This is a genomic window from Streptomyces sp. SP18CS02 (genome assembly GCF_036322365.1).
Classification (GTDB): domain Bacteria; phylum Actinomycetota; class Actinomycetes; order Streptomycetales; family Streptomycetaceae; genus Streptomyces.
In genome coordinates this window covers 111,880-136,104 of sequence record NZ_JAQYXC010000254.1, presented here as the reverse complement: position 1 = coordinate 136,104, position 24,225 = coordinate 111,880, and the positions used below count along the sequence as shown (strand labels likewise).

The following is a 24,225-nucleotide window of genomic DNA, read 5'->3' as shown; positions in this document are numbered from 1 at the left end:
ACTCGCCGTCCACCAGCGGGTGCCCTTCCGCACCGCCGCGCCGTAGGCGGTTCCGCGGAACACGTGCTCACCGGGCGTCCGGTGCCGGGCCAGGCGCTCAGCCCGGGATGAGGGCGTCCCACTGATCCCGGGTCGGACCGTCGTACCGCGGCGCGAAGTCCGGGCGGGCGGCCAGCCAGGCGGTGACGTGCCGGTCCACTTCGTCGGTGCCGTAGGCGTCGTGGGCCGGCCGCAGGAGGTGGCGCACCTGGGCCCGGGCTCTCATGACGACGGGATCGTCGAGGGCGCAGGCGGCCAGGGCGGCGGCCCGACGGTCCGAGGGGGGTGCGCCTTCGGCGAGGCGTCGCTCGTTGGCGCGGTCGGCCGTCGCCTGTGCGTCGAACCACGGGCGTGTATGAACCCAACCCCCCTCGGCCGGTGCGCAATTCGGTGGCGGCGGCGTCCGCGGCGTTGTTGGATGACGCGGTGACTTCCGTAGAACGTGACGCCCATGGCGAGCTGCTGGACCTGCTTGAGCGGTACTACGACGCGGTCCCGCGCTCAGGCGCCCGCGCCGAGGACTTCGGGCCCCTGACCCTGTTCGTACGGGAGGGGGAGGGGTGGCCGTTCTACGCCCGCCCCGCGCTGGGGGCGTCCGAGGCGGTGACGGCCGCGGATGTGCTGCGCGTGCGGGAGCGGCAGCGAGAGCTGGGTCTCCCGGAGAGCTTCGAGTGGGTCGCGGAGAGCGCGCCCGCCCTCAGGGGCGCGGTCGAGGGGGCCGGGCTCACGGTCCACGAGCACCCGCTGATGGCGCTGGGCGCCGGGGAACCGACGTCCCGGCCCGGGACGGCGGAGGGCGTGGTGGTCCGGGTCGTCGGGCCGGGCGACCCCGTGCTGCCGAGCGCGCTCGCCCTTCCCCACGTGGCGTTCGCCGCCCCCGGGACCGTGGTCGGCACGGCGGGTGCGGCGGAGCTGCGGCAGGCCGTGGCGGACCACGCGGGTGCGGGAGCGGTGGAGAACCTGGCGGAGCGCATCAAGGCCGGCCTGACCCTCGTGGCCGTGGCCGAGTCCGACGGCGAGGTCCTGTGCGTCGGCCAGCACCAGCCCGTCGGCCCGGTCAGCGAGATCGTCGGAGTGGGTACGCTCCCCAGCGCCCGCCGCCGCGGCCTCGGCCAGGCCGTGACCGCGGCCCTGGTGGCCGACGCCCGGGCGCGGGGCGTCGAGACCCTCTTCCTCTCGGCGGGCGACGAGGACGTCGCCCGGGTCTACGCCCGCATCGGCTTCCGCCCCGTGGGCACGGCACTGATCGCCGAGCCCGCCGAGTGAATCCGCCGGGGCGGGGCGGTCCTACGGCTCCAGAGCGCTGGTGTCCAGGTCGAGGTCGAACGGCGCGGGCAGACGGACCTTCGTTCCGTAGGGGTGTGGACCGTCGGCACGTGTGTACCCGAGCCGTCCGGGCTCGGAGTACAGCGTGACGCTTCGTTCCTGACGGTCCACCAGCAGGTGGAGAGGAGCGCCGTACTCGGCGTAGCGCTTGCGCTTCACGACCCGGTCGGTCTCGGCGTCGGTCTCCGAGGTCACTTCGACGATCAGCAGCGTCTGGTCGGGCAGCAACGCACCGGCGCCTTTGGCCGCCGCGGTCGGGACGACCGCGATGTCGGGCACGTACCAGTTGGACGATCCCGGCAGGTCCAGGTTCCCCGACCCCGTGAGGCAGTCCAGTTCGCGGGCCCGCCGACGGACTTGATCACGAATCGCCTCGGCGGCCGCCTCGCAGGAGTGAATCCGCCGGGCGGGGCCGGCCCCGCTGCCGAGCCTGCCGAATGACGACGGCAATTCCCTGATCGGGGCCGCTGATTCCTGTCGGGGCGGGTGATCACCACATCGAGTGCCATGAAGAGGTGTTCGGTGTTCCGTTCCGGGGCTCTGCACCATGCTGAGGTCGCCGCGAGACAAGATCACGGAAGGACTCGGCCCATGACCACGGCTGCGCAGGACGTCATCACCGCCAAGCTCGAACGCACATTCGACACCCTGGATGCCGACCGCAACGGCTATCTGGACTGGACGGACTACCGGAAGCTCGCCGAGCGCTACGTCGAGGCCTACCGCCTCGACAGGGACGACCGCAGGGCCAGGGGGCTCCACACCTTCTGCCAGATCTACTGGCTGGAGCTGCTGCGCCACGCGGGCGTGGACGGGGACCGGCTCACGAAGGACCAGTTCGTCACGGCCAACCGCGTCGCCGTCATCGACACCAGTCGGCTCAACGTGACCGAGGGGGCAGGCCACGCGATCTTCGACGTCATCGACGTCAACGGCGACAACGAGGTCTCCAAGGACGAGTTCGCCCGCGCTCTCAGGGACGTGTGGAGGACCGACGCGCCCGACGCGATGGACTCGTTCACCAAGCTGGACACCGACGGGGACGGCGTGATCTCACGCCAGGAGTTCATCCGCGCGGTGCGTGAGCACTTCCTCTCCAACGACCCGGACGCGCCGGGCAGCCTGTTCTTCGGGCACGTCTGAGCCACCCGCTCACAGACGGCCGCTCCTGGAGTCCGACTCCGGTGGGCGGCCGCCGCCGTGTTCGCGCCCTTTGGCCGAGCCGTCAGGGGATGGCCGCCGACCGGCGCCGAGGGCTTACGCCAGCTTCAGGAACGCCGTCCACGCGGCGGGGGTGAGCGCGAGCTGCGGGCCCGTGGGGTTCTTGGAGTCGCGGACCCGGATGGTGCCGGAGGTGGCGGCGACCTCGACGCAGTCAGGGCCGTCGTTGGTGCTGTAACTGCTCTTGGTCCAGGCGACTTCGACGCATGCGGGGCCGTCGTTGGTGCTGTGACTGCTCTTGACCCACTGTGCTGTGCTCGTGGGGTGCTTGAGGCTCATGTCTCTCCCCGAATCTTCTCGATGAAGGCCAGAGACTCCCGAGGGGTGAGAGCCTGGGCCCGGATCATGCCATAGCGCATGTCGAGGATCTGCACCTCCTTGGGGTTGGAGATCAAACGGCTTGTGAGCTGTACCTCGTCGTGCCCCACGGCGGTGCCATCCTTGAGTTTGAGTACACGGAGCGAGCCCGCCAAGCCCGCGTGCTCCTCAGCCTCCGTCGGCATGACCTGGATCTCGACATGCCGCAACTGGGCAAGTTCGAGTACGTGGTCGAGCTGTCGCCGCAGGATCATTCTGCCTCCGACAGGGCGACGAAGTGTTGCCTCTTCCTGGACGAATGTCAGCAGCGGACCGGGGTGTTGGCGAAAGACTTCCTGCCTAGCCATTCGCGCGGCCACCAGCCGCTCGACCTCGTCCTCGCCGTACGCGGGCCGCCTCAATCCGAACAGGGCGCGCGCGTACTCCTCGGTCTGCAGCAGGCCATGCACAACTGTGTTGGTGTAGGCGCCGAGCTCGACGGCTTCCGCTTCCAGTTTCTTCAGGTCCCGGACCTTCTTCGGGTACCTGGCCTCCGCCACGTCCCGTTTCATGGCGGCGATCTTGCCGCCCGCGCCCAGGACCTCGTCCGCCCGGTCCAGGTACTCCGGTCGCGGGATGCGCTTGCCGGCCTCGACCTTGTAGACCAGGTTCTCGCCGTAGCCGATGGCCGTGCCGAACTCGGCCGGTTTCAGGCCCGCCGCCTCGCGCCACAGCTTGAGCTGGCGGCCCACCGCCGCGATGACGGCCTGGGAGTCGTCGTCCTCCAGGCCCAGTTCCTCTTCGCTCATCCGCGCCCCGCCTTCCGCGCCCGCGTACCTGCCTGGACGGGGCCGGACAGCAGCAGGACAGTCACCGCCCGTACAGGAGAGATCACTGGTCAGCGTAGGCGCCCCCGGCCACTCTGAGTGACGTGAACCACGAAATGACTATCACTCGCCAGTTCGGCGTTCAGCTGTCCTCCACGCGTCGGGGCGCGCGTCTGGCGAGGCTGCTCGTACGGGAGCAACTGCGTGCCTGGGGACTGGCGTTCGAGGAAGCGGCCCTGGTGGTCGCCGAGCTCGCGGCCAACGCGGTGTCGCACGGGCAGGTGCCCGGCCGGGACTTCCGGCTGGCGGTCTCCGTGTCCGGCGAGACCCTCCGCATCGAGGTGACCGACACCCAAGGTGACCTCCTGCCCGTCGTCCGCCGGCCGTCCGACGCCGAGTCGGGGCGCGGACTGCTGCTGGTCGAGGCGCTGGCCGACCGGTGGGGCACGACCGTCGGTCCGGTGCCGTGCAAGACGGTCTGGGCGGAGCTCACCGTGTCGTGGATCTCCGCGACGCGGTGAGCCGCGACGCGGTGTCCCACGACGCATAAGAAGCAAGCCTTGAGAGGGAAAAACACCCTTCCCCACCCCACCCGCCTCCCGTCACTCACACGGGTGGATTGTGGCAACTCAGCTGGATATCGGCCGGGTTGACCGGCATATGCTCACCGCGACAACCCCAGACATACGTCGGCCCCCGGCCGGGACTGGCATCCCGATCGAGGGCCTGACCACCAAGGAAGAAGCGCTTCCCGATGGATGTTCAGCACCCTAGCGCGCCCTCGCGCGCGAAGTCTCCCGTTGCCCGGACGGCCGCCCGATCCGGTGTCACCCACGTCAACGTGCGGCACGACAGCCAGTACACGGTCGTCGGCAACCACCTCGCCCAGCACCGCGAGCTGAGCCTCGTCGCGATCGGGCTCGCCGTCCACATCCAGTCCCTGCGCCCCGGGGCGAAGATCGGCATCAAGTGCTTCGCGAACCGCTTCCCGGAGAGCGAGCAGCGCATCGCCGCCGCCATGCTGGAGCTGGAGGAGGCCGGGTACCTGGAGCGCTTCCGGGAGCGGCTGCCGAACGGGCGGATCGTTCCGCGCGCCATCTCGTACAACAGGCCGGGCGCGTGCGCCGACCAGCGGGTGCGGCTCGAACCCGCCGCCCCGGAGTCCTTCGAGCCGCCCGAGCCGGAGAAGCCTCCCGTCCGGGAGCAGCCGCCCCCACCGCCGCAACCGGAACCGGCGGATACACCGGAGCCCGCGCCCGCCCCCGTACCGGCGCCCGTGTCCGCGCCCGCGTCACCGCTGCCCGAGCCGACCGTCCAGGATCCGGAACGCCACCGCGCGGCCACCGCGCTCCTCGCCGGACTGCGACGGGACGAGCCCCGTCTCCTCCTCGCCGAGGCGGACGTGCGGCGGCTGGCCCCCGGTGTGGCGGCCTGGCTGGAGCGGGGCGCCGCACCCGACGCCGTACGCCGCACCCTGACCGCGAGCCTGCCCGACGAGCTCAGGCGCCCGGCGGGCCTCCTGGCCTACCGTCTGACCGCCATGCTCCCGCCGCCCCTGCCCGCCGTACCGGGACCGAAGGACCCCTTCCAGACCTGCGAGGACTGCGAACGCGCCTTCCGCGCCCCGGGACCGGGCCGCTGCCGCGACTGCCGCCCGGCCTGAGGGGGGCGGCCCAGTATGAGAGCGACGACCCTTCCTCCCGGGTCCGGACGACGAGGAGCGCGCGCGGTGACCATCGCCCCGGGCGACGCACGACGTGACGCTCACCTCTACGAGACGATGCGCGGCGTCGTGGAGCGGATGCGCCACGACGTCCCCGGCAAACTGGAGATCACCAAGGAAGGAATCGTGCACGACTTGCCGGCGCCCGGGGGCCGGCACGAGCTGACCGCACTGCGCGTCCGGAGGCGTCTGGAGAAGGTGATGCCGGACGAGATCGTGGCCCACACCGGAGCGCCCGACGTCGAGGACGAGCCCGAGCGTGTGATGCGGCACCCCGACATCATGGTCATCGCCGAGGCGGACATGGACATCGAGGGATCCTTCGACCCCCGCACCCTCATCGCCGCCATCGAGATCGTGTCGCGTTCCAACCCCGACAACGACTGGGTGGGCAAGATGCGCGACTACCCGCTGCTCGGCATTCCCGTGTACGCGATCTTCGATCCTCGTACCGCCTCGGGTGCCGTCTTCTCCGACATCCATTCCACCCCCGAGGGTCCGCGCTACGCCACGCGGAAGGACTTCCTGTACGGCGAGGACGTCACCATCGCGGACTGGACCATCGCGACCGAGCAGCTGCCCCGGTACTGACGGACCTACGAGGAGCGAGCGGCCCGTCCTGCTGGGAGGCGGCACACCTTTCTTCAAGGAGCCCAAGCGTGCCCCTGTCGAACTGGAGGGCCCTCTCGGCCGCCGAGGGCAAGGGCGTCACGCATCTGCGCTACCAGTGCGGTACGCCTGAAGAACACGCCCTGAGCGGTGAGGCGGACGGAACGTCAGGGGGGCCTTGCGGGCGCCGACCCGTGGTCCGGCGGTCTCTCGCAATCCATGCGGAACGATCCGACTTCATGCGCCTAACCCATGTCAATGCCGACCGCGCCGAGCCATGCTGAGGCCGATCTGAGTTACCAAACCGGCCCGCCCTTTCCATGCACCCGATAGTTTTGAGTATGGCTCCCTGCGCTTTCGGCCAAGTTCTGCCTGGCGGTGCGGTTCCTATGCTTCATGTTTGCGGCTCTGCTAGTGTCGCAATCAACAGGGGAGAGGTGGAGATGTTGCGCCTCTAGTTATTATTCCCAGGGGGGGAAATGGGTGCTATCGCCACGCGAATAATGGGTGCTAAGGCAGCGAAGGGTGCTGTTGTTGCGGCTATGGCGGCGGCCGCTATCGGCCTTGCGGCTCCGACGTCGAGCGCGCACAACGAGAGCACTTGGCAGATGGGTTGCCGGGGGTACTGGTACACCACGTCCGGTCACGGGTACTGCTACGACGCGAACACCTACTTATACAGTGGGTGGTACACGAACTACGACTGCAACGCTCAGATCGATACGCAGAATTACGACAGGCTGTCCAACGGCTATGTGGGTAAGTACGACTCCCACGAGTGCAGGTTCAAGATCAACGGCACTCGGGTCCACCAGTAACTTGCCAGCTCTGCGATGGGCTCGCCGTCCCGGCGGGCCCATCGCGTATTTCGGGGAATTTCACTTATGACGACTGTTCCCATTGCCCGATTGACGGCCCTTACTCAGGGGTATGGCGGCCGACGCGTTATTGAGGATCTCGACCTGTCCATCCGGCCGGGTGTCACCGGACTGTTGGGCCCTAACGGGGCGGGCAAAACCACGCTGTTCCGTACCCTCGCCACGATCTCGCCACCGCAGAGCGGGGAGCTGGAGCTGTTCGGCAAACCCGTCACCGCAGAACGGGACGTCCGGCAGGTCCGTCGTCGCATCGGCTATCTGCCGCAGGAATTCGGCTACTACCCGGCGTTCTCCATCACCGATTTCGTACGGTATTGCGCCTGGCTGCGTGAGGTCCCGTCCAAGGAGGCCGGACCGGCGGTCGAGGAGGCGCTGGCGGCCGTAGGGCTGAACGACCGGGCCCGCGACCGCATGAAGTCGCTTTCCGGCGGCATGCTCCGTCGGGCCGGGATCGCCGCGGCCATCGTCGGTTCTCCTTCCCTGCTCCTGCTCGATGAGCCGACCGTCGGTCTCGACCCCGCGCAGCGCCTCGATTTCCGCAGCCTGATTCGCTCCCTCGCCCGCTCGGGGGTGGCCGTGGTGCTGAGTACACACCTGGTGGAGGACGTGGGTGCTGCCTGTGACACCGTCCTCGTGCTGAGTGAGGGACAGGTGGTCCACAGCGGGACGCCACAGCAGCTGGCGGAACGGTCCACGCCCACCGCCCCGGGAGACAGCCCGCTGGAGCGCGGCTACATGACCGTTCTGGGCAGCAGCCGGCCGACTGAGGAAGCGGCATGCTGAACACGTACCGCATCGAGCTGCGACGCTCCCCTCTCCTCACCGCCTTCCCCGTGATGATCGCGGTCGATCTGGCGGTGCTCTTCGGGCGGTCCCAGTACTGGATCGGCGTCTGGCCCGAGGCGAGCGTGGCGGCACAGATCGTCACGCTCTTCCTGGGCCCCATGCTTGCCGGCGTCTCCGCCTGGCAGGCCGGACGCTCCTCCCGGGCGGGGATGCCCGATTTCCTCCTCGCGGCCGCCCGACCCGGCTGGCGGATCGAGGCCGTGAGGCTCGGGGCCACCCTCACCCTCGGATTCCTCGCCTACGGGATCGGCTGCCTCACCGCGGCGGCCGTCTCGCTGGGCGACGCGGGACCGGGGTTCTTGTGGCCGTCCTACCTGCTGCTGGGCGCCGCGACCCTCGTCATCTTCGCGTCGGTGGGTCACCTGGCCGGCCGCTGGTGGCCCTCGCCTGGATTCACACCCGTTGTCTGCGCACTGGGCTGTTTCATCAGCATGCTGTCCCTGCCGTTCGAGTTCGATGTCCTCGCGGGACCGCCGGACACCCACCTTCGTCCGCTCCCCGTCGCTGTCCGTCTGCTCTTGGCTCTCGCCCTCGCCGTGCTGGCAGTCACGGCACCGCCATTGCCACAGAAGGCCGGGCGTCAGATGCCTCGTCGGAAGTTCCCACGACACACGAGCGCGGTCGCCATCGTCTCGGCGGTCAGCTCCTTCGTCGCACTGGCCGCAGTCCCGGCCGCCGGCGAGCTGCGCGGGGAACGCCCGGCCTCGGCGACCGAGCCGCTGTGCGACCGCGCCGACGAACATGCCCCACGGGTGTGTGTCTGGCCTGAGCACCGCAAATACCTGCCGGAGCTGACCAGGATGGCCCAGCGCCTGGACGGGCCTGCTCTGCCCCGGGCCATGGGCCCCTACGAGTTCTACGAATTCGGACTGCGGCGTACCGCATGGGGAGACCGGGGATTCGACATCACCGAGGGGCACGTACGCACCGCGGCGATCGCCATGGCCGACCAGGTGTTCACGACGGCGTTCGGCCGCTGCCGCCCGCCTCAGGACGAGCGTCGGGCATGGCATGCCATCGACAACATTCACCTATGGCTCGAATACCAGGCCATGGGCCAGGACCCGGCCGCCGCCGACAAGGGGCTCCACATCGAAGGGGTCTCCGCCGCCCAGCGCGAAGCGACCGAGGCGGCGCGTATGACGCCGGCCGAGCAGCAGAAGTGGATCGCGCAGGAGCGTGGCCACCTTCTCCGCGATCCCTCCTGGTGCAGGCCCGATGAACGGCGGTGACCTGCTGCGCTACGCAAGGGTCCACCGGGCCGCATCGATCCTCGCCGGAACCGCGGCCGTCGCCCTCCTGTCGGCATACTTCGGCGGCACCCGGATCGCGCTCCCGTCCATCGGCAGCGCGAGTCTCTCCACCGGCGTGCCCTACCGACAGGAGCTTCCCCTCCTGTCAGCCGTCTTCCTCACGGCCGCCTTCGGCGGAACGATGTCGGCGCACGAGGAGACCGGCGCCCGCACCATGCACCGCCTCCGCAATGCGTACTGCACTGGACTGACGCTCACGGCCTGCGTTCTCTCCTTCGGCACCGAGGCGCTCGCCGTCGGACCGGAGCACGGGGCCGTCTTCGTCCGCTCCCTCTTGATCTGGCTCGGCCTCGCCCTCCTGGCGGTGAGGTTGCTGGGGCAGCAACTGGGTTGGGCCATCCCACTGGCTTCGGCCTTCCTGCTGATCTGGTACCCCCGCAACTGGTGGGACTGGACGGCCAACCCGGCGACGGACCTCTTCAGCTGGGCCGTCGCCGCATGCGCCCTGACGATGGGGATCGCTGCGACTGCGGCAACTCCCTGGCGGAGGCGACTCCTCCTGCTGGGGCGAAGGCTGGGATAGCGGCATTCGGCGAGCGGCCGCTGTCCGCTCAGTGGCTCACGGCCCGGTCGACCAGGTACCAGAGCCACATCAGGCCCACCCACCCCAGCGTCCCCAGTGCGCCGAAGGTGATCCCGGTGACCGCCGCCGCCCGGCCGGACGTCCCGGTGACGCCCTGTCGCAGGGCGCGGACACCGGAGACGACGGCGGCGATGCCCAGGGGCAGGGCGAGAAGGACCAGGTACGGCAGGACCGGCAGGCAGCCGAGGACCAGGAAGGCGCCGACGCCCAGCGTCAGGGCCGGCATCCCGGTCCGGGGCTCGCCGTCGGGCAGGGGCGCGAGGCGGGCGGCGGGGGGCTGATCAGGGCTCATGGCCTCACGGTAGGCCGGGCGCCGGGGGCTCCGTATGGGGTCGGCTACTCGGCCGGCCCTGAGTACCGCGCCACCTCGCGACCAGCGCGTCCGCGTCGAACGGTTCGAGGTTCAGCGGCGGACCCGCCGGGGGACGGCGCACCGCCTCCGCGATCTTCTCGTTGATCTCCGCGACGATCCGGCGCACCCGCTCCTCCGTCGCCGCCCGGTCCACCGCCTCCCGGGCGTCCTCGGCCTCCTTGCGCAGGGCGAGAGCGGGCGGCAGGACGGAGTGGCCCTCGCGCTGCATCTTGCCCTTGATCCACCACAGTTCGTCGTACGGCGCGGTGTCGTCGGGCAGGGGTTTTCCGAAGCCGGGGAGCCGCTCGAACTCGCCGCGCTCCGTCGCCTCGCGGATCTGCCGGTCGACCCATGACTCGAAGCCGACACCGGGCGGTTCGCGTTCGGTCATGCCTCCGATCGTACGTTCAGCAGTTTCCGGCCGTCCGCCGTCCGGCGAACCGCTCGGCCAGCCAGGCGGTCGCGCTCGCGGACTCCGTGACCACGCCCGAGGCGTGCCCGCCGAGGAGGACCGCCCGCCAGTGCACGTTGCCGCCCCTGGCACACCAGCTCCGGCGAAGCCCCGTCCCCTGGTCGTACGGCACGAGCTCGTCGCCGGTCGCGTGGTACAGGTACACGGGGCTGCCGGGGGCGCGCGTACCGAGGTCCGACTCGTGCAGGCGGTTGCGCCAGGCGGGCGTGGAGAGCGGGTTCTTCACCGTCAGGTCGGACATCTTCTTGTAGGCGCCGACCGTCGTGTCGATGGCGAGGCAGTTGCTCCTGACGGCCTGGACGAGGGTCCTGCCGTCCGCGTTCAGGTACGAGTCCAGCTTCAGTTCCGGGAACGCGGCGTCCTGGCCGGCCGCCATCATCAGGAGCAGGCCCGCCCCGGACGAGCCGTCGTGGATCTCGGGCAGCTCCTCCAGCCGGGCGGGCACGCCGCCGGTCGCCGTCCCCTTCACCCTCAGTTCGGGGGCGTACGAGGAGTGCAGCTCGGCCGCCCAGCCCGCGGCCTGGCCGCCCTGCGAGTAGCCCACGATCCCGACCGGCGACTCCGCCGACAGGCCCGCCTGGGGGAGTCGGATCGCCGCGCGGGCGGCGTCGAGCACCGCCCGGCCCGCCGACCGGCCGACGGTGTAGGTGTGCTCGCCGGGGGTGCCCAGGCCCTCGTAGTCGGTGACGACCACGGCCCAGCCCCGGCGGAGGAGCCTGTCGACGAGACCGCCCTCCGCGAGCCCGCCCTTCGGGAGGTTGGCGCTGGGCGCGCACGGGTCGGCGAGCCCGAGCGTGCCGAACGCGTAGCTGATCAGCGGGCGCGGGCCGGTGCGCCCGTCCTCGGGGACGATGACCGTGCCGGAGACGACGTTCGGCTCGCCGGTCGCCGAGGTGGAGCGGTAGTGGATCTTCCAGGCCGCGCTCGCGGACGGCCGGCCGGGCAGGGGGTGGAAGGCCGACGGCTCGGCGCTCACGAGGTCACCGGGGGCGGTGTCGCGGGCGGAGGCGTCCACCGCCGGTGACACCGCCGAGAGGGTGAGCGATGCCGAGGCGGCCAGCATCCCGATGCGTACGCGCATGTGCGGCTCTCCAACGTCCGGTGGGGGGAGGGAGGGACGATGGTGCAGACCGTACTGATCCGGGCGGGAAGAGGAAGCCGACGCTCCGGCGGACCGCCGACCGGCCGGGGTGCGCCCGGCGCGCGCGGCCCGCTCCGGCCGCGCTGCCGCGCTGCGGCGGGCGACGGGGTCGGCGGCGCCGGCGGGAGGGGAGGGGCGGCGGCGCGGGGCAAAAGGCAGGAGCCCCGTTCCGTACGGAGAGTACGGAGCAGGGCTCCTTGGGTACTGCTTTAGCCGTGCGCGATCGCCGGCCCGGGCAACTTAGGCCGGGGTGACGTTCTCCGCCTGCGGGCCCTTCGGGCCCTGAGTGACGTCGAAGTTCACGACCTGGTTCTCCTCGAGGGAGCGGAACCCGGACGCGTTGATCGCGGAGTAGTGGACGAAGACATCCGGGCCGCCGCCGTCCTGGGCGATGAAGCCGAAGCCCTTTTCAGCGTTGAACCACTTGACGGTTCCGGTAGCCATAAGCCCTCCTTGGGCCAAAGGGTTGCCCTGCTCCAGAACCTGCAAACAAGTCTGAAAACTACAAAAGCCTGCGGGTTACATGCTCCGCAGGCTCTGTACTGCAAGGGAAACCAAACTGCAACTTGCGACGAGCCTAGCACGCAGCATGTGTGCAGCGGTAGAGGGAAAGATCACGTCACCCGCACGTTTGATGAGGGCTTCCGACGCTGACGGCGGGACCCGGCGCGAGGCCCCCTCCGGACCGGGTCTAGCCTCGCGTTGTGGACAAATCTTTCGTGGCTGGCGACGCGGCACTCACCCCTGGGGATAACACGGCGACCGACTTCCGCCGGCGGACCCGGCCACGCGTCGGACACATCCAGTTCCTGAACTGCATGCCGCTCTACTGGGGGCTCGCGCGCACCGGAACGCTCCTGGACCTGGAGCTGTCGAAGGACACCCCCGAGAAGCTCAGCGAGCAGCTGGTGGCCGGCGATCTGGACATCGGCCCCATCACGCTCGTCGAGTACCTGCGCAACGCCGACCGGCTCGTCGCCTTCCCCGACCTCGCGGTCGGCTGCGACGGACCCGTCATGTCCTGCGTGATCGTGTCGCAGCGGCCGCTGGAGCAGCTGGACGGCGCCCGGGTCGCGCTCGGTTCCACCTCCCGTACGTCCGTGCGGCTGGCGCAGCTGCTGCTCGCCGAGCGGTACGGCGTGGAGCCCGACTACTACACCTGCCCGCCCGACCTGGGCGTGATGATGCAGGAGGCGGACGCGGCGGTGCTGATCGGCGACGCCGCGCTGCGCGCCTCCCTGCACGACGCCCCGAGGCTGGGCCTCCAGGTCCATGACCTGGGGCTCATGTGGAAGGAGTGGACGGGGTTGCCGTTCGTCTTCGCGGTGTGGGCGGTGCGCAGGGACTACCTGGCCCGTGAGCCGCGTCTGACGAGCCAGGTGCACGAGGCGTTCCTGGCCTCGCGCGACCTGTCGCTCGAAGAGGTCCCGAAGGTGGCCGAGCAGGCCGCCCGCTGGGAGGCGTTCGACGCGGAGCTGCTGGAGAAGTACTTCACGACGCTCGACTTCCGCTTCGGCGCCGAGCAGCTCGCGGGGGTGCGGGAGTTCGCCCGCCGGACCGGGCCGACGACCGGCTTCCCGGCGGACGTGACGGTCGAGCTGCTCGCCCCGTAGCCGGGGCGGCGGCAAGACCCTGGCCGGGGCGGGAAGGCCCTGGCCGGGGCGGCCGACGGGCCTCCGGTCAGGAGGAGGAGGGGACCGGGGCCTGCATGTGCGCGCTGATCCACTGGATCGAGCCGTCCCCCATCCCCGCCACATAGGTCCTGGCGTTGTGCTCGCCGTTCGGGATGACCTGGAGGCGGGTCCTGATGGGGCCCTTGGTGTGGTTCCGGACGAACGACCTCACGTTCGCCAGGCCGGACTCCCTGCTGCCGGCCTGGAACGCCAGGTAGACGTCCCGGCCCTTGGTGTCCGGCTCGGCCCCGAGGGCGGCGGCCAGCTTCTCCGGGTCGTTCGCCGCCCGCTCGGCCTCGTGCCCGGCCCACAGCGGTGAGTCCGGCACGGTGTCGGGGCCGGAGGCGATGACGGCCTTGAACTTGTCGGGATGCTTCAGCACCGACTTGAGCCCCACGAACCCTCCGGACGACGAACCCATGAAGGCCCAGCCGTCCCGCGAGGTGAATGTACGGAAATTCGCCCTGACGAAATCGGGAACGTCTTCTGTCATCCAGGTGCCCATTCTGGGCCGGCCCGGTATATCGCTGCCGTCGTAGTAGTACTTCTTGTCGGGGTTGAGCACCGGCATCACCACGATGAAGGGGAGGCTCTTCCCTTCCCGTGACCACTTGCTGATGCTGCTCTGCAGCTTCAGGTCGGTGCCCATCCAATAATTATTGGGATAACCATTCCCGCCCGGCAGGGCGATCAGGACGGGGAAGCCGCTGCGCGCGTACGCGGGGTCGAAGTACTGCTTCGGCGCCCAGACCCATACCTTGCCCGTGAAACCGGACTTCTCGCCGTGCAGGGTCGTCACGCCGATCCTGGTGCCGTCGTCGATGGTGTTCTGGGTGGTGAACTCGGCCTTGGGGCCCGTGGGCATCAGGGTCTTGGCGGCGGCCTCGGCGGCCTTGCCGTCCCTGCCCCCGCCGCCCTTGCCCGGCCCCGCTCCCGTACCGGAGGGCGGCGCGGGCGCCGGGGCGCCCGGTCCGTCGAAGGAGAGCGGCTCGCCCTCGTCGGAGCACCCCGAGGACAGGACCACGCCGGCGAGGGCGACGGCGGTCACGAGCGCTCCGCGCAGACGTTCCATGGGTGCGCTCCGGGGCTGTCGGGCAAGGCGGTCACTGTGGATCACGGCCAGGTAGATGTCCGTACGCTGCCGCGGGTTGGCCCGGCCGCCGCCCGATCCCCGTGATCCGGCCCACGCGGCGCTCTACGCTGCTCCCGGCGACGACGCGCGCGACGGCGTGCGGGGATCGGGGGAAGCGCATGCAGCCGCTGGAAGCGGGCGAGCCGCGGGCCATCGGTCCGTACCGGCTGCTCGGCAGGCTCGGGGCGGGCGGTATGGGCCGGGTGTACCTGGCCCGCAGCGCGGGCGGCCGCACGGTGGCCGTCAAGGTCGTCCACCCGCACTTCGCGCTGGACGAGGAGTTCCGCGCCCGGTTCCGCCGTGAGGTCGACGCGGCGCGGCGGGTCGGCGGCCGGTGGACGGCGCCGGTCCTGGACGCCGACCCGGAGGCCCCCATCCCGTGGGTGGCGACCGGTTACGTGGCCGGGCCCGCGCTCGCCCGGGCGGTGACGGACCACGGGCCGCTGCCCGGGCAGGCGGTGCGCGTCCTGGGCGCCGGGCTCGCCGAGGCCCTGGCGGCCGTGCACGCCCTCGGGCTCGTCCACCGCGACGTCAAGCCGTCCAACGTCCTGCTGGCCCTGGACGGCCCCCGCCTCATCGACTTCGGGATCGCCCGCGCCGGCGACAGCACCGCCTCCCTCACCTCCACCGGCGTCTCGGTCGGCTCTCCCGGCTACATGGCGCCGGAGCAGATCCTGGGCAAGGGCGTCACCGGCGCGGCGGACGTCTTCTCACTGGGCGCGGTCCTCGCGTACGCGGCCACCGGCACCTCGCCGTTCCCCGGCGACTCGTCGGCGGCCCTCCTCTACAAGGTCGTCCACGAGGAGCCCGAGCTGGGCGGCGCGCTCACCGGCGAGGTGCGCGGTCTGGTCGCCGCCTGCCTGGACAAGGACCCGGCGGGCCGCCCCTCGCCCGGCGAGGTCGCCCGCGGGCTCGCCCCGGGCGGGGCGGCCCCTGCGGCGTCGGCCGGCTGGCTGCCGCCCCCGCTGGTGGAGCAGGTCAGCCGGGCGGCGGTCCGGCTGCTCGACCTGGAGCCGGCGGACCCGGAGCCGGCCGGCTCGGGTCCGGTGCCCTTCAGCAGCCCGGCGGTCGGGGTGTTCGGGCCGCCCCTCGACGCGCCCCTCCCGGCCGGCGCGGACGGCTTCCCCACCCCGGACCCGGTCCTGGCGGCACGCCCGCCGGCCGGCCCCGGCACGGTGCCCCCGGCGGCCTGGGGGCCCGGCCCCGGGCCCACGGCCGGTGCCGATCCCGTGCCCGGCCCCCGTACCCCCCTCTCCCTGTCGGTGAGCACCACGGCGGAGACCACCGCCGCCCGCGGCCGCAGGCTCAGCTGCACGGTCGCCCTCGCGGTCGCGGGCGCCCTGGCGGCCGTGACGGCCGGCGGCGCGGTCCTGCTCGACCTGGTCCCGGGCGGCGGCGCGGACGGGCGGAAGAGCGGCGGCGTGGCCGCCCAGCCGCCCGGGAGATCGACGGGTCCGTCGGGCCCGTCGGACACCGCGCCCCTGTCCGCCGTGCCCGAGGAGTTCACCGGCACCTGGAAGGGCCCCTTCAAGGTCCGCCTCGCCGGGAGCGAGATCGCCGCCGGGACCTTCACGGTGGTCGTCACCGGAGGCGGGCCGGGCTCCGCGATCGGCACGGTCGTCCAGTACGACGCCCTGGGGGCCTTCACCTGCGAGGACCGGCTCGTCCTGCGCAGCGCCACCAAGGGCGTGCTGGTCGCCGATGGCTCGGCGAGCGACAGGCCCGGCAACCACTGCACCGGCGACGCCCACAGGGTGACGCTGAAGCTCAAGGGGGCACAGCTGACGTACGCCTCCGACGAGGCGCGGGCGGGCAACCCGTACGCGACGCTGGACCGCGCCGGATGAGGCCGCACCCGCCTGGCGTAGGCTGGGCCGGTCCGTCCAGAACCCTGCCGAAAGGGACACCCGGTGACCGAGAAGGCCGACCTCCAGTCCGTCCTCGACCGTGCCGCGGAAGGTGGGCGGATCACTCCCGAAGAGGCACTCGACCTCTACCGGTCGGCCCCGCTGCACGCGCTGGGCGCCGCCGCGGACGCCGTGCGCAAGCGGCGGTACGCGGGTACGGAGCACATCGCGACGTACATCATCGAGCGCAACATCAACTACACGAACGTGTGCGTCACGGCGTGCAAGTTCTGCGCCTTCTACGCGCCGCCCAAGGACACCGACAAGGGCTGGACGCGGGACCTCGACGACATCCTGCGCCGCTGCGCCGAGACCGTCGAGCTCGGCGGCACGCAGATCATGTTCCAGGGCGGGCACCACCCGGACTACGGCGTCGAGTACTACGAGAAGCACTTCGCCGCCATCAAGCGGGACTTCCCCCAGCTGGTCATCCACTCCCTCGGCGCGTCCGAGGTCGAGCACATGGCCCGCATCTCCAAGGTGTCGGTGGAGGAGGCGATCCAGCGCATCCACGCCGCCGGTCTCGACTCCTTCGCGGGCGCCGGCGCCGAACTGCTGCCCGCGCGTCCGCGCAAGGCCATCGCGCCGCTCAAGGAGAGCGGCGAGCGCTGGCTGGAGATCATGGAGATCGCGCACAACCTGGGCGTCGAGTCGACCTCCACCATGCTGATGGGCACGGGCGAGACGAACGCCGAGCGCATCGAGCACCTGCGCATGATCCGTGACGTGCAGGACCGCACGGGCGGCTTCCGGGCCTTCATCCCGTACACCTACCAGCCCGAGAACAACCACCTGAAGGGCCGCACGCAGGCCACGATCTTCGAGTACCTGCGGATGATCGCGATCTCCCGGCTCTTCATGGACAACATCGCCCACATCCAGGGCTCCTGGCTGACCACCGGCAAGGAGGTCGGCCAGCTGTCGCTGCACTACGGCGCGGACGACCTCGGCTCGATCATGCTGGAGGAGAACGTCGTCTCCTCGGCGGGGGCCAGGCACCGGTCCAACCGCCAGGAGATCATCGACCTGATCCGCACGTCGGGCCGCGTCCCGGCCCAGCGGACCACGACGTACGAGCACATCGTCGTCCACGACGACCCGGCGAACGACCCGGTCGACGAGCGGGTGGCCTCGCACATCTCCTCGACGGCCATCGAGGGCGGCACGGCTCACCCCGAGCTGAAGCTGCTGAACGCCAACTGACGCCACCGTGCTGACGATCCACGTCGCCGAAGCCTCGCCCGGGTCCGCGGTCCTGGTCGACGGGGCGCGCCTCGCCGCCGTCGGCCCCTACGAGGAACTGGCCGCCGCCCATCCGCGGGCACGGGTGCGGCGGTGGCCCGGCATCCTCACCCCGGGGCTCCTCAACCCCTACGGGCCCGAGCTGCTCGAAGGCGCTTACCACCCGGACCCCCGGGAGGCCGACGAGTTCGGCACCGAGCCGATCACCGGCGAGCGGGCGCGGGCCCTCTTCCGCGCGGACGAGTCCCGGCGGGGCGCCAGCGTCCGGCGCGGCATCCAGCGGATGCTCGCGCACGGCACGGTAGCCATCGCCGGTGAACTGCGGAGCCGGGCCGCCCTGGACGCGGTGCGCAGGGCCGGGCTCGCGGTGGGGCGGCGCCCGCAGGTCCCGCCGGGGCCCGCGTCCTTCTCGCCGGTGCCGCTCATCCTGCTGCCGGGGCTCACCGCGGGCGGACCCGCCCGGTTCGCCGTGTTCGACGTGCCCGACCGGGCCGCGCTCGTCCGGCGGGGCGCCTCGACCTGTGTGGCCACCGTCATCGCCGGGCGCCTGGTGCACCGGCGCCGGTGACGGTGACGGTGACGGGGCGGGATGCCGTGGAAGAGGCAGCGGCGACTGAGACAATGGCGGGCGCACCGCACCGCCCCGTATCCGAGACAAGCGAGGCCGAACGCCAGTGACCCGCGCAACCCTGGACAAGCAGCCGCACGAAGTCGCCACCATGTTCGACGACGTCGCCGCGAACTACGACCTCACCAATGACGTGCTCTCGCTCGGCCAGGACCGGCGGTGGCGCAAGGAGGTCGCCAAGGCGGTCGACGCCAGGCCGGGACAGAAGGTCCTCGACCTGGCGGCCGGCACCGGTACGTCCTCCATGCCGTTCGCGCGGGCCGGTGCCTACGTCGTGCCCTGCGACTTCTCCATCGGCATGCTGCGGGAGGGCAAGCGGCGCCACCCCTGGCTGCCGCTGACGGCGGGCGACGCGACGAAGCTGCCCTTCCGGGACGACGCCTTCGACGCGGTGACGATCTCCTTCGGGCTGCGCAACGTCCAGGACACCGACGCGGCGCTGCGCGAGCTGTACCGGGTGACCAAGCCGGGCGGACGGGTCGTGATCTGCGAGTTCTCGCACCCGACCTGGGCGCCGTTCCGGACGGTGTACGAGGAGTACCTGATCCGCGCGCTGCCGCCCATCGCGCGGGCCGTCTCGTCCAACCCCGACGCCTACGTCTACCTCGCCGAGTCCATCCAGAGCTGGCCCGACCAGCCCGCGCTGGCGGAGCTCCTGAAGAAGGCCGGCTGGTCGAAGGTCGCCTGGCGCAACCTGACGGGCGGCATCGTGGCGATGCACCGGGGCACCAAAGCGGAGTGATCCGTACCGAGTTGACGGGGACCGGCCAACGGGCAAGATGGGCTGGTCGATCACTCCCCCTCGCTCGGAGCACCCATGGCACCCAGGGCCGCGTACTGCCCGCACTGCGGAACCCCGTCACCCGACGAGGCGCGCTTCTGCATGACATGCGGGCGGGAACGGGTGGCCGCGCCCCCGGCCCCTGCAGGGACGCCACCTGCCGTGCCGCCCGTCGCCCCGGGGGTCGCGCCGCCGCCCCCGGGGTACGCCCCCGGGCCCGCGCGCCCCTCGGCCGCCGGGCTGTTCCTCGGCCGGGTGGTGCGCGGCGACTGGGCGGCGGCGGCGAAGGCCGCGCTCTGGCCGGTCCTGCTGCTGCCCGCCCTCGCGGCGGCGCTGGCCATCCCCTCCTACGGCCAGGAGGACGAGGTCGTGGTCGGGTGGGCGGACCGGCTGCGCATCGCGCTCGCCCTGCTCCTCCAGGCGGTCGGCGGCGACTTCGGGATCGCGGCCTCCGGCAGCCCCTTCGGCGGGTCGTACGGGTCGTACGGGCCGAACCAGGACGCGGGCTCCGGCTTCGGCCCGGGCTACGGCCCGGGGTACGGCGCGGGCGACGCGATCGCGGGGGGAGGCGCCGAACTCTCCCTCGTCCCCCTGACCGTCACGCTGCTGTGGCTCGGGGCCCTCTGCCTCGGCGCGCGGATGCTGCGCGCGCGGGGTGCCGGTGTGGACGCGGCGGTACGGGTCGCGGTGCTGGTCGCCGGATCCGTCCTGGTCCTGGGCCTGTTCGCCCAGCCCGCGATCCTGGGCATCGAGGTGTCCTCCGGGCCGCTGTCCGCGGCCCTCGGCGCCCTGGTCCTCTCGTTCGCGGTCGGCGCGGGGGTGCTCCGGCGTGACGGCCTCGCGCGCTGGACGGAGGCCCGCCCGGCGGCGCACTCCGCCGTGAGGGCCCTGGGGACGGCCGTGCGGGCGTTCGCCGTGGTGCTCGCCCTGGCCACGCCGGCCGGCTTCGCCACATACGCCGGCGCCGACGGGGTGGACGGCCAGGCCCTGCTGATCGTGCTGCCGATCCTGCCGAACATCGGCCTCACGGTGCTGGGGCTGGGCTGGGGCGCGCCGGTGGAGTACGAACTCAGGGGCCGGCTGGGGTTCTTCGGCTCCGGCGCGGAGCGTGGCAGCTTCGGGCTCCCGGAGCTGGGTGAGGAGTTCGGCGGCTGGGCGGTCACCGGGGCGGTCGCCCTGGGCGTGATCGCCGCGCTGACGGTGGGCCTGTGGGCGGCGCGGCGCTCGGCCGACCGCCGTGGGCAGCTGCTGACCGGCGGGTTCTTCCTCGCGCTGTACCTGGTGGCGGCCGGCGTGAGCGGGGTCTCGGCCCGACTGGCCGGCTCGATCGACGACTTCGGCGGCGACGGCGACGTCGAGGCGGCCACGGACATGGCGCAGGCGCTGCTGTTCGGACTGCTGTGGGTGGGTGCGGCGGTCCTCCTGGCGCCGTACGCGCTGAAGGCGCTGGGACGGAATCCGGGAGCCCCTGCCCCCGCCTCCGCCGCTTTCCCGGCGGCTCCCGGGGCCCCGGCGGCCCCCGCCGTGCCCGTGCCGCCGCCCGGGGCCGCTGCCGCCGTCCCCGGACCCGGGGCCGGAAAGCGGAAGGTCCTCTTCTGGGCCGGCACGCTGGCCGCCGCGTTCGTCATCGGCGGCGGCGCCACCGCCGGCGTCCTGCTGCTGAAGGACAGGGGAGCGAACGGCCCGGCGCCGGACGACCGCCCGGCCGTCGCCGCGTCGCGCACACCGTCCGGGCCGGCCGACGGCCCCGCCGCGACCCCCGTGACCGGCCGGAGCCCCAGCGCGGAGCCCGGCCCGACCGCCGGCACCGGCCCGACCGCGAGCGCGGCACCGGGCGGCGGGCCGGCCGTGCCCGACGGCTACCGGATGGTGGCCGACGTGGCCGGGTTCTCCTTCGCCGTTCCCGAGGTCTGGGACCGCGTCAAGGAGGAGCCGCAGGGACAGGTCACCTACGCGGGTTCCACCGGTATGGCCCACTTCCTGGTCGGCGTCGTCCCCGACGCCCCGTACACCTCGCTGGAGAACCTCACCACGCTGGAGTCCAACTCCCGCAAGAAGAACGTCGGCTACCAGCGGCTGCGCCTGGAGGCGAACACCTTCCAGGGCCGCCCCGGCGCCATCTGGGAGTACACGTACAAGGACGGGAGCGGCCGGACGATCCACGGCATCGACCAGTCGTACATCGCGGAGGACGGCACCGAGTACGCCATCTACTTCACCGCGCAGGAGGACGGCTGGGAGGACGCCGGCGAGACCTTCGACGTCGCCGTGTCGACCTGGACGCTCAACGACGTGGACTGACCAGATCCAGGCGGAAGCAGTGCGCCTCCCGGTCCGTGCCCGGCACCGCGTACGTCTCGGCGACCTCCATGCCCAGCCGCCGCGCCACCGCGGCCGACCGGTCGTTGCGCGTGTTCACCATCGCGACCACCCGCTCGACGCCCGCCGCCCGCAGCCGCTCCAGAGTGGCGCGGGCGGCGCCCGTCGCGTACCCCTTGCCCCAGGCGGACCGCGTCAGCCGCCAGCCGATCTCGATCTCACCGGCCGGACCCCACTCCAGGGGCCACGGCTGGGCGCCGGTGAAGCCGATGACCTCGTCCCGCTCGTCGAGCAGCGTCCACAGACAGAAGCCGTGCTCGGCGTCGTGACGGCGCTGGCGTGCGGTGATCTCCTGGTAGACGGAGAGCTCGGCGGACGCCCCGCCGACGAACTCCATCACCTCCGGGTCGTCGAACACCTGATGCCAGGCGTACGCGTCCTCGTCGGTCGGCACTCGCAGCCGGGTGGCGGGCTGGACGACGGGGAGCAGCTCGGTCATCGGGGTGGCCCTTCGGTTCGGTGATCAGTACGCCCCCATAGACTGCACATGTCCTGTGCCCTCCGGTACGCAATTTCGAGTCTTCGGGAGACCCGACCGTGACCGAGCCGCTCGCAAAGAACACGGCACACACCGCGGATGTGATCGTCGTCGGGGCAGGCCCGGCCGGTTCCACCACGGCGTACTACCTCGCCAAGGCGGGCCTCGACGTCCTGCTCCTGGAGAAGACCGCGTTCCCGCGTGAGAAGGTCTGCGGCGACGGTCTCACCCCGCGCGCCACCAAGCAGCTGGTCGCCATGGGCATCGACATCTCCGAAGAGGCGGGCTGGCTGCGCAACAAGGGCCTGCGGATCATCGGCGGCGGCGTCCGCCTCCAGCTGGACTGGCCGGATCTCGCCAGTTACCCGGACTACGGACTGGTCCGCAAGCGCGACGACTTCGACGAGCAGCTCGCCCGCCAGGCCCAGAAGGCCGGTGCCCGCCTGTACGAGCGGTGCAACGTGGGCGCTCCCCTCATCGACGACCGCACCGGCCGCATCACCGGCGTCGAGGCCAGGCTCGGCGAGGAGAAGACCCCGGTCACCTTCCACGCCCCGCTCGTCGTCGCCGCCGACGGCAACTCCACCCGCCTGTCCCTCGCCATGGGCCTGCACCGGCGCGAGGACCGGCCGATGGGCGTGGCCGTCCGTACGTACTTCACCAGCCCCCGGCACGACGACGACTACCTGGAGTCCTGGCTGGAGCTGTGGGACCGGCGCGGCCCCGGCGAGGACCGGCTGCTGCCCGGCTACGGCTGGATCTTCGGCATGGGCGACGGCACGTCCAACGTCGGCCTCGGCATCCTCAACTCCTCCAAGGCGTTCAAGGAGCTCGACTGGCGCGAGGTCCTCAAGGCGTGGTGCGCCTCGATGCCGGAGGAGTGGGGCTACACCCCGGAGAACATGACCACGCCGATCCGGGGCGCCGCGCTCCCGATGGCCTTCAACCGGCAGCCGCACTACACCAAGGGCCTGCTGCTGGTCGGCGACGCGGGCGGCCTGGTCAACCCGTTCAACGGCGAGGGCATCGCGTACGCCATGGAGTCCGGGCAGATCGCCGCCGACGTCATCGTGCAGGCACACGCCCGCGCGACCCCGGCCCAGCGCGAACTGGCCCTCCAGAACTATTCGAAGATCCTCAAGGACACCTACGGCGGCTATTACACGCTGGGCCGCGCCTTCGTGAAGCTGATCGGCAACCCGAAGGTCATGAAGATCGCCACGCAGCGCGGTCTGACCCACCCGGTGCTGATGAGGTTCACGCTGAAGATGCTGGCCAACCTCACCGACCCGACGGGCGGTGACGCGATGGACCGCATCATCAACGGGCTCTCGAAGGTGGCCCCGAAGGCCTGAACGCCTTCCGGTAGTCGGTGGGGGAGATCCCCACCGAGCGGCTGAAGTGGCGGCGCAGGTTGGCTGCCGTGCCGAGCCCGCTGTTCTCGCCGATCCGCTCGACGGGCAGATCGGTCGATTCCAGCAGCAGCTGGGCGTGGGCGATGCGCTGCTGGAGCAGCCATCTCAGCGGTGTCGTCCCGGTGGTCTCCAGCAGACGCCGGTGGAAGTGGCGCGGGCTCATCCGGGCACGGCGCGCCAGGTCGTCGACGGTCAGCGGCTCGGCGAGGTGTTCGGTGGCCCACTGCAGGACGGGCCCGAGGCCCTCGGCGTCGGTGGTCGGCAGCGGGGTGTCGATGAACTGTGCCTGGCCGCCCGCACGGTGGGCGTGCACGACCAGGCGCCGGGCGAGGCGTCCCGCGACCCGGGCGCCCAGATCGCGGCGGACCAGGTGCAGGCACAGGTCGAGCGCCGCCGTGGCACCCGCGCTGGTCAGGACGGTGCCCTCGTCGGTGTAGAGGACGGAGTCGTCGACGATCACGGCCGGGTGGCGGGCCGCCAGTTGCGCGGCGTGCTGCCAGTGGGCGGTGGCGCGGCGGCCGTCGAGGAGTCCGGCCGCGGCGAGCGCGAAGGCGCCGGTGCACAGCGACACCATCCGCGCGCCCGAGGCGGCGGCCGTGCGCAGCGCCTCGACCAGGTCGGCGGGGACGTCGTCCCCGCCGTCGACCACCCGTTCCGGGACGGAGGGCACGATGACGGTGTCCGCCCCGGCGAGGGCGTCCAGGCCGTGCTCCGTGCGCAGTGCGAAGGGTCCGGCCGACGTGGGCGCGGCGGGGCCGCAGAGGCGGAGGTCGTACCAGTGCCCGGCCAGGTCCTGGTGAGGGATGCCGAAGACCGCGAGGGCGATGGAGAGTTCGTACATCTCCCAGGGCGAGATGCCCGTGCCCTCGTCCGGTACGAGGGCGATGGCGACGGTTCCCGGGCTCATGAACGCCGAGCGTACGGCGTCGGCCGGGGGTGCGGCAGGAATTTTGCGGAGGCGGT

25 protein-coding genes and 2 pseudogenes are annotated in these 24,225 nt (G+C 71.8%); 16 read left to right on the top strand and 11 right to left on the bottom strand.

Annotated features, from left to right (window positions below):
- Positions 1–97 precede the first annotated feature (97 nt).
- Positions 98–391: pseudogene (locus tag PUR26_RS04960) on the bottom strand (FAD-dependent oxidoreductase); the annotation flags it as partial.
- Between the two features lie 74 nt (positions 392–465).
- Between PUR26_RS04960 and PUR26_RS04955 the strand changes: the two are divergent.
- Positions 466–1,305, top strand: a complete 840-nt coding sequence (locus PUR26_RS04955) for a GNAT family N-acetyltransferase (protein ID WP_329869552.1) — start codon at positions 466–468, stop codon at positions 1,303–1,305.
- A gap of 21 nt (positions 1,306–1,326) precedes the next feature.
- On the opposite strand, the gene PUR26_RS04950 is transcribed toward PUR26_RS04955, so the two are convergent.
- Positions 1,327–1,764 carry a Uma2 family endonuclease gene (locus tag PUR26_RS04950; RefSeq protein ID WP_329869639.1) on the bottom strand — a complete coding sequence of 146 codons (438 nt, stop codon included), beginning with the start codon at positions 1,762–1,764 and terminating at the stop codon, positions 1,327–1,329.
- Positions 1,765–1,956: 192 nt separating this feature from the next.
- Here PUR26_RS04950 and PUR26_RS04945 point away from each other — a divergent pair, with 192 nt between their 5' ends.
- Positions 1,957–2,508 (top strand): EF-hand domain-containing protein, encoded by a 552-nt coding sequence (locus PUR26_RS04945; protein ID WP_329869550.1) that lies wholly within the window; start codon positions 1,957–1,959, stop codon positions 2,506–2,508.
- A 114-nt stretch (positions 2,509–2,622) separates the two neighbouring features.
- Here PUR26_RS04945 and PUR26_RS04940 read toward each other — a convergent pair whose 3' ends face one another.
- A complete protein-coding gene (locus PUR26_RS04940) occupies positions 2,623–2,865 on the bottom strand; it encodes a DUF397 domain-containing protein (RefSeq protein ID WP_329869548.1) in 243 nt (80 codons plus the stop codon).
- Positions 2,862–3,692 carry a helix-turn-helix domain-containing protein gene (locus PUR26_RS04935; protein ID WP_329869547.1) on the bottom strand — a complete coding sequence of 277 codons (831 nt, stop codon included), beginning with the start codon at positions 3,690–3,692 and terminating at the stop codon, positions 2,862–2,864. Before PUR26_RS04935 ends, PUR26_RS04940 begins: the two co-directional genes overlap by 4 nt.
- A 134-nt stretch (positions 3,693–3,826) precedes the next feature.
- On the opposite strand from PUR26_RS04935, the gene PUR26_RS04930 reads away from it, so the two are divergent.
- The 6 genes from PUR26_RS04930 to PUR26_RS04905 all read left to right on the top strand — a co-directional run bounded on the left by PUR26_RS04930 (position 3,827) and on the right by PUR26_RS04905 (position 9,602).
- The gene (locus PUR26_RS04930; protein ID WP_329869545.1) at positions 3,827–4,231 is read left to right on the top strand and encodes an ATP-binding protein; all 405 of its coding nucleotides are present in this window, start codon (positions 3,827–3,829) and stop codon (positions 4,229–4,231) included.
- A gap of 320 nt (positions 4,232–4,551) precedes the next feature.
- Positions 4,552–5,373 (top strand): helix-turn-helix domain-containing protein, encoded by an 822-nt coding sequence (locus PUR26_RS04925; RefSeq protein WP_329869544.1) that lies wholly within the window; start codon positions 4,552–4,554, stop codon positions 5,371–5,373.
- A 66-nt stretch (positions 5,374–5,439) separates the two neighbouring features.
- Positions 5,440–6,024 carry a Uma2 family endonuclease gene (locus tag PUR26_RS04920; protein ID WP_329869543.1) on the top strand — a complete coding sequence of 195 codons (585 nt, stop codon included), beginning with the start codon at positions 5,440–5,442 and terminating at the stop codon, positions 6,022–6,024.
- 902 nt (positions 6,025–6,926) lie between these two features.
- Positions 6,927–7,703: an ABC transporter ATP-binding protein gene (locus tag PUR26_RS04915; protein WP_329869542.1), complete on the top strand. Its 777-nt coding sequence runs from the start codon at positions 6,927–6,929 to the stop codon at positions 7,701–7,703.
- Entirely contained in the window at positions 7,697–8,998 is a 1,302-nt protein-coding gene (locus PUR26_RS04910; RefSeq protein ID WP_329869541.1) for an ABC transporter permease, read from the top strand. Before PUR26_RS04915 ends, PUR26_RS04910 begins: the two co-directional genes overlap by 7 nt.
- Positions 8,985–9,602: a hypothetical protein gene (locus PUR26_RS04905; protein ID WP_329869540.1), complete on the top strand. Its 618-nt coding sequence runs from the start codon at positions 8,985–8,987 to the stop codon at positions 9,600–9,602. The genes PUR26_RS04910 and PUR26_RS04905 overlap by 14 nt, the downstream gene beginning before the upstream one ends.
- Before the next feature lie 28 nt (positions 9,603–9,630).
- Here the strand turns inward: PUR26_RS04905 and PUR26_RS04900 are convergent, their stop codons facing one another.
- From PUR26_RS04900 to PUR26_RS04885, 4 genes are all read right to left on the bottom strand, one after another.
- The gene (locus PUR26_RS04900) at positions 9,631–9,954 is read right to left on the bottom strand and encodes a hypothetical protein (RefSeq protein WP_329869539.1); all 324 of its coding nucleotides are present in this window, start codon (positions 9,952–9,954) and stop codon (positions 9,631–9,633) included.
- Between the two features lie 4 nt (positions 9,955–9,958).
- Positions 9,959–10,405 carry a J-domain-containing protein gene (locus PUR26_RS04895; protein ID WP_329869538.1) on the bottom strand — a complete coding sequence of 149 codons (447 nt, stop codon included), beginning with the start codon at positions 10,403–10,405 and terminating at the stop codon, positions 9,959–9,961.
- A gap of 16 nt (positions 10,406–10,421) precedes the next feature.
- Positions 10,422–11,567 (bottom strand): lipase family protein, encoded by a 1,146-nt coding sequence (locus PUR26_RS04890; RefSeq protein ID WP_329869537.1) that lies wholly within the window; start codon positions 11,565–11,567, stop codon positions 10,422–10,424.
- A 300-nt stretch (positions 11,568–11,867) separates the two neighbouring features.
- Complete coding sequence (locus PUR26_RS04885) at positions 11,868–12,071, bottom strand: cold-shock protein (protein WP_003967102.1); 204 nt, start codon at positions 12,069–12,071, stop codon at positions 11,868–11,870.
- 374 nt (positions 12,072–12,445) lie between these two features.
- On the opposite strand from PUR26_RS04885, the gene PUR26_RS04880 reads away from it, so the two are divergent.
- Positions 12,446–13,240, top strand: coding sequence for a menaquinone biosynthetic enzyme MqnA/MqnD family protein (locus tag PUR26_RS04880; RefSeq protein WP_443076976.1), 795 nt, complete (start codon positions 12,446–12,448; stop codon positions 13,238–13,240).
- 67 nt (positions 13,241–13,307) lie between these two features.
- On the opposite strand, the gene PUR26_RS04875 is transcribed toward PUR26_RS04880, so the two are convergent.
- Positions 13,308–14,372 carry an alpha/beta hydrolase gene (locus tag PUR26_RS04875; RefSeq protein WP_329869535.1) on the bottom strand — a complete coding sequence of 355 codons (1,065 nt, stop codon included), beginning with the start codon at positions 14,370–14,372 and terminating at the stop codon, positions 13,308–13,310.
- A 179-nt stretch (positions 14,373–14,551) separates the two neighbouring features.
- On the opposite strand from PUR26_RS04875, the gene PUR26_RS04870 reads away from it, so the two are divergent.
- The 6 genes and pseudogenes from PUR26_RS04870 (at position 14,552) to PUR26_RS04850 (ending at position 21,291) form a co-directional block, all read left to right on the top strand.
- Positions 14,552–16,279: a serine/threonine-protein kinase gene (locus PUR26_RS04870; protein WP_329869534.1), complete on the top strand. Its 1,728-nt coding sequence runs from the start codon at positions 14,552–14,554 to the stop codon at positions 16,277–16,279.
- Between the two features lie 63 nt (positions 16,280–16,342).
- A complete protein-coding gene (gene mqnC / locus PUR26_RS04865) occupies positions 16,343–17,542 on the top strand; it encodes a cyclic dehypoxanthinyl futalosine synthase (protein WP_329869533.1) in 1,200 nt (399 codons plus the stop codon).
- Between the two features lie 7 nt (positions 17,543–17,549).
- Positions 17,550–18,149 carry an imidazolonepropionase-like domain-containing protein gene (locus PUR26_RS04860; protein ID WP_329869532.1) on the top strand — a complete coding sequence of 200 codons (600 nt, stop codon included), beginning with the start codon at positions 17,550–17,552 and terminating at the stop codon, positions 18,147–18,149.
- Positions 18,150–18,255: 106 nt separating this feature from the next.
- Positions 18,256–18,951, top strand: a complete 696-nt coding sequence (locus PUR26_RS04855) for a demethylmenaquinone methyltransferase (protein ID WP_329869531.1) — start codon at positions 18,256–18,258, stop codon at positions 18,949–18,951.
- 75 nt (positions 18,952–19,026) lie between these two features.
- A pseudogene (locus tag PUR26_RS34595) lies at positions 19,027–19,104 on the top strand (zinc-ribbon domain-containing protein); the annotation flags it as partial.
- 48 nt (positions 19,105–19,152) lie between these two features.
- Positions 19,153–21,291 (top strand): hypothetical protein, encoded by a 2,139-nt coding sequence (locus PUR26_RS04850; protein WP_329869530.1) that lies wholly within the window; start codon positions 19,153–19,155, stop codon positions 21,289–21,291.
- Here PUR26_RS04850 and PUR26_RS04845 read toward each other — a convergent pair.
- The gene (locus PUR26_RS04845; RefSeq protein ID WP_329869529.1) at positions 21,275–21,808 is read right to left on the bottom strand and encodes a GNAT family N-acetyltransferase; all 534 of its coding nucleotides are present in this window, start codon (positions 21,806–21,808) and stop codon (positions 21,275–21,277) included. The two genes, PUR26_RS04850 and PUR26_RS04845, sit on opposite strands and share 17 nt — an antisense overlap.
- 98 nt (positions 21,809–21,906) lie before the next feature.
- Between PUR26_RS04845 and PUR26_RS04840 the strand changes: the two genes are divergently transcribed.
- A complete protein-coding gene (locus PUR26_RS04840) occupies positions 21,907–23,202 on the top strand; it encodes a geranylgeranyl reductase family protein (RefSeq protein ID WP_329869528.1) in 1,296 nt (431 codons plus the stop codon).
- On the opposite strand, the gene PUR26_RS04835 is transcribed toward PUR26_RS04840, so the two are convergent.
- Positions 23,168–24,169, bottom strand: a complete 1,002-nt coding sequence (locus PUR26_RS04835; RefSeq protein WP_329869527.1) for a helix-turn-helix domain-containing protein — start codon at positions 24,167–24,169, stop codon at positions 23,168–23,170. The genes PUR26_RS04840 and PUR26_RS04835 overlap by 35 nt on opposite strands.
- Positions 24,170–24,225 lie beyond the last annotated feature (56 nt).

Coding starts and splice junctions, on each gene's coding strand:
- PUR26_RS04945 (WP_329869550.1), top strand. CDS start 1,957: ATGACCACGGCTGCGCAGGACGTCATCACCGCCAAGCTCGAACGCACA.
- PUR26_RS04940 (WP_329869548.1), bottom strand. CDS start 2,865: ATGAGCCTCAAGCACCCCACGAGCACAGCACAGTGGGTCAAGAGCAGT.
- PUR26_RS04935 (WP_329869547.1), bottom strand. CDS start 3,692: ATGAGCGAAGAGGAACTGGGCCTGGAGGACGACGACTCCCAGGCCGTC.
- PUR26_RS04930 (WP_329869545.1), top strand. CDS start 3,827: ATGACTATCACTCGCCAGTTCGGCGTTCAGCTGTCCTCCACGCGTCGG.
- PUR26_RS04915 (WP_329869542.1), top strand. CDS start 6,927: ATGACGACTGTTCCCATTGCCCGATTGACGGCCCTTACTCAGGGGTAT.
- PUR26_RS04910 (WP_329869541.1), top strand. CDS start 7,697: ATGCTGAACACGTACCGCATCGAGCTGCGACGCTCCCCTCTCCTCACC.
- PUR26_RS04905 (WP_329869540.1), top strand. CDS start 8,985: ATGAACGGCGGTGACCTGCTGCGCTACGCAAGGGTCCACCGGGCCGCA.
- PUR26_RS04900 (WP_329869539.1), bottom strand. CDS start 9,954: ATGAGCCCTGATCAGCCCCCCGCCGCCCGCCTCGCGCCCCTGCCCGAC.
- PUR26_RS04895 (WP_329869538.1), bottom strand. CDS start 10,405: ATGACCGAACGCGAACCGCCCGGTGTCGGCTTCGAGTCATGGGTCGAC.
- PUR26_RS04890 (WP_329869537.1), bottom strand. CDS start 11,567: ATGCGCGTACGCATCGGGATGCTGGCCGCCTCGGCATCGCTCACCCTC.
- PUR26_RS04885 (WP_003967102.1), bottom strand. CDS start 12,071: ATGGCTACCGGAACCGTCAAGTGGTTCAACGCTGAAAAGGGCTTCGGC.
- PUR26_RS04880 (WP_443076976.1), top strand. CDS start 12,446: ATGCCGCTCTACTGGGGGCTCGCGCGCACCGGAACGCTCCTGGACCTG.
- PUR26_RS04875 (WP_329869535.1), bottom strand. CDS start 14,372: ATGGAACGTCTGCGCGGAGCGCTCGTGACCGCCGTCGCCCTCGCCGGC.
- PUR26_RS04870 (WP_329869534.1), top strand. CDS start 14,552: ATGCAGCCGCTGGAAGCGGGCGAGCCGCGGGCCATCGGTCCGTACCGG.
- PUR26_RS04845 (WP_329869529.1), bottom strand. CDS start 21,808: ATGACCGAGCTGCTCCCCGTCGTCCAGCCCGCCACCCGGCTGCGAGTG.
- PUR26_RS04835 (WP_329869527.1), bottom strand. CDS start 24,169: ATGAGCCCGGGAACCGTCGCCATCGCCCTCGTACCGGACGAGGGCACG.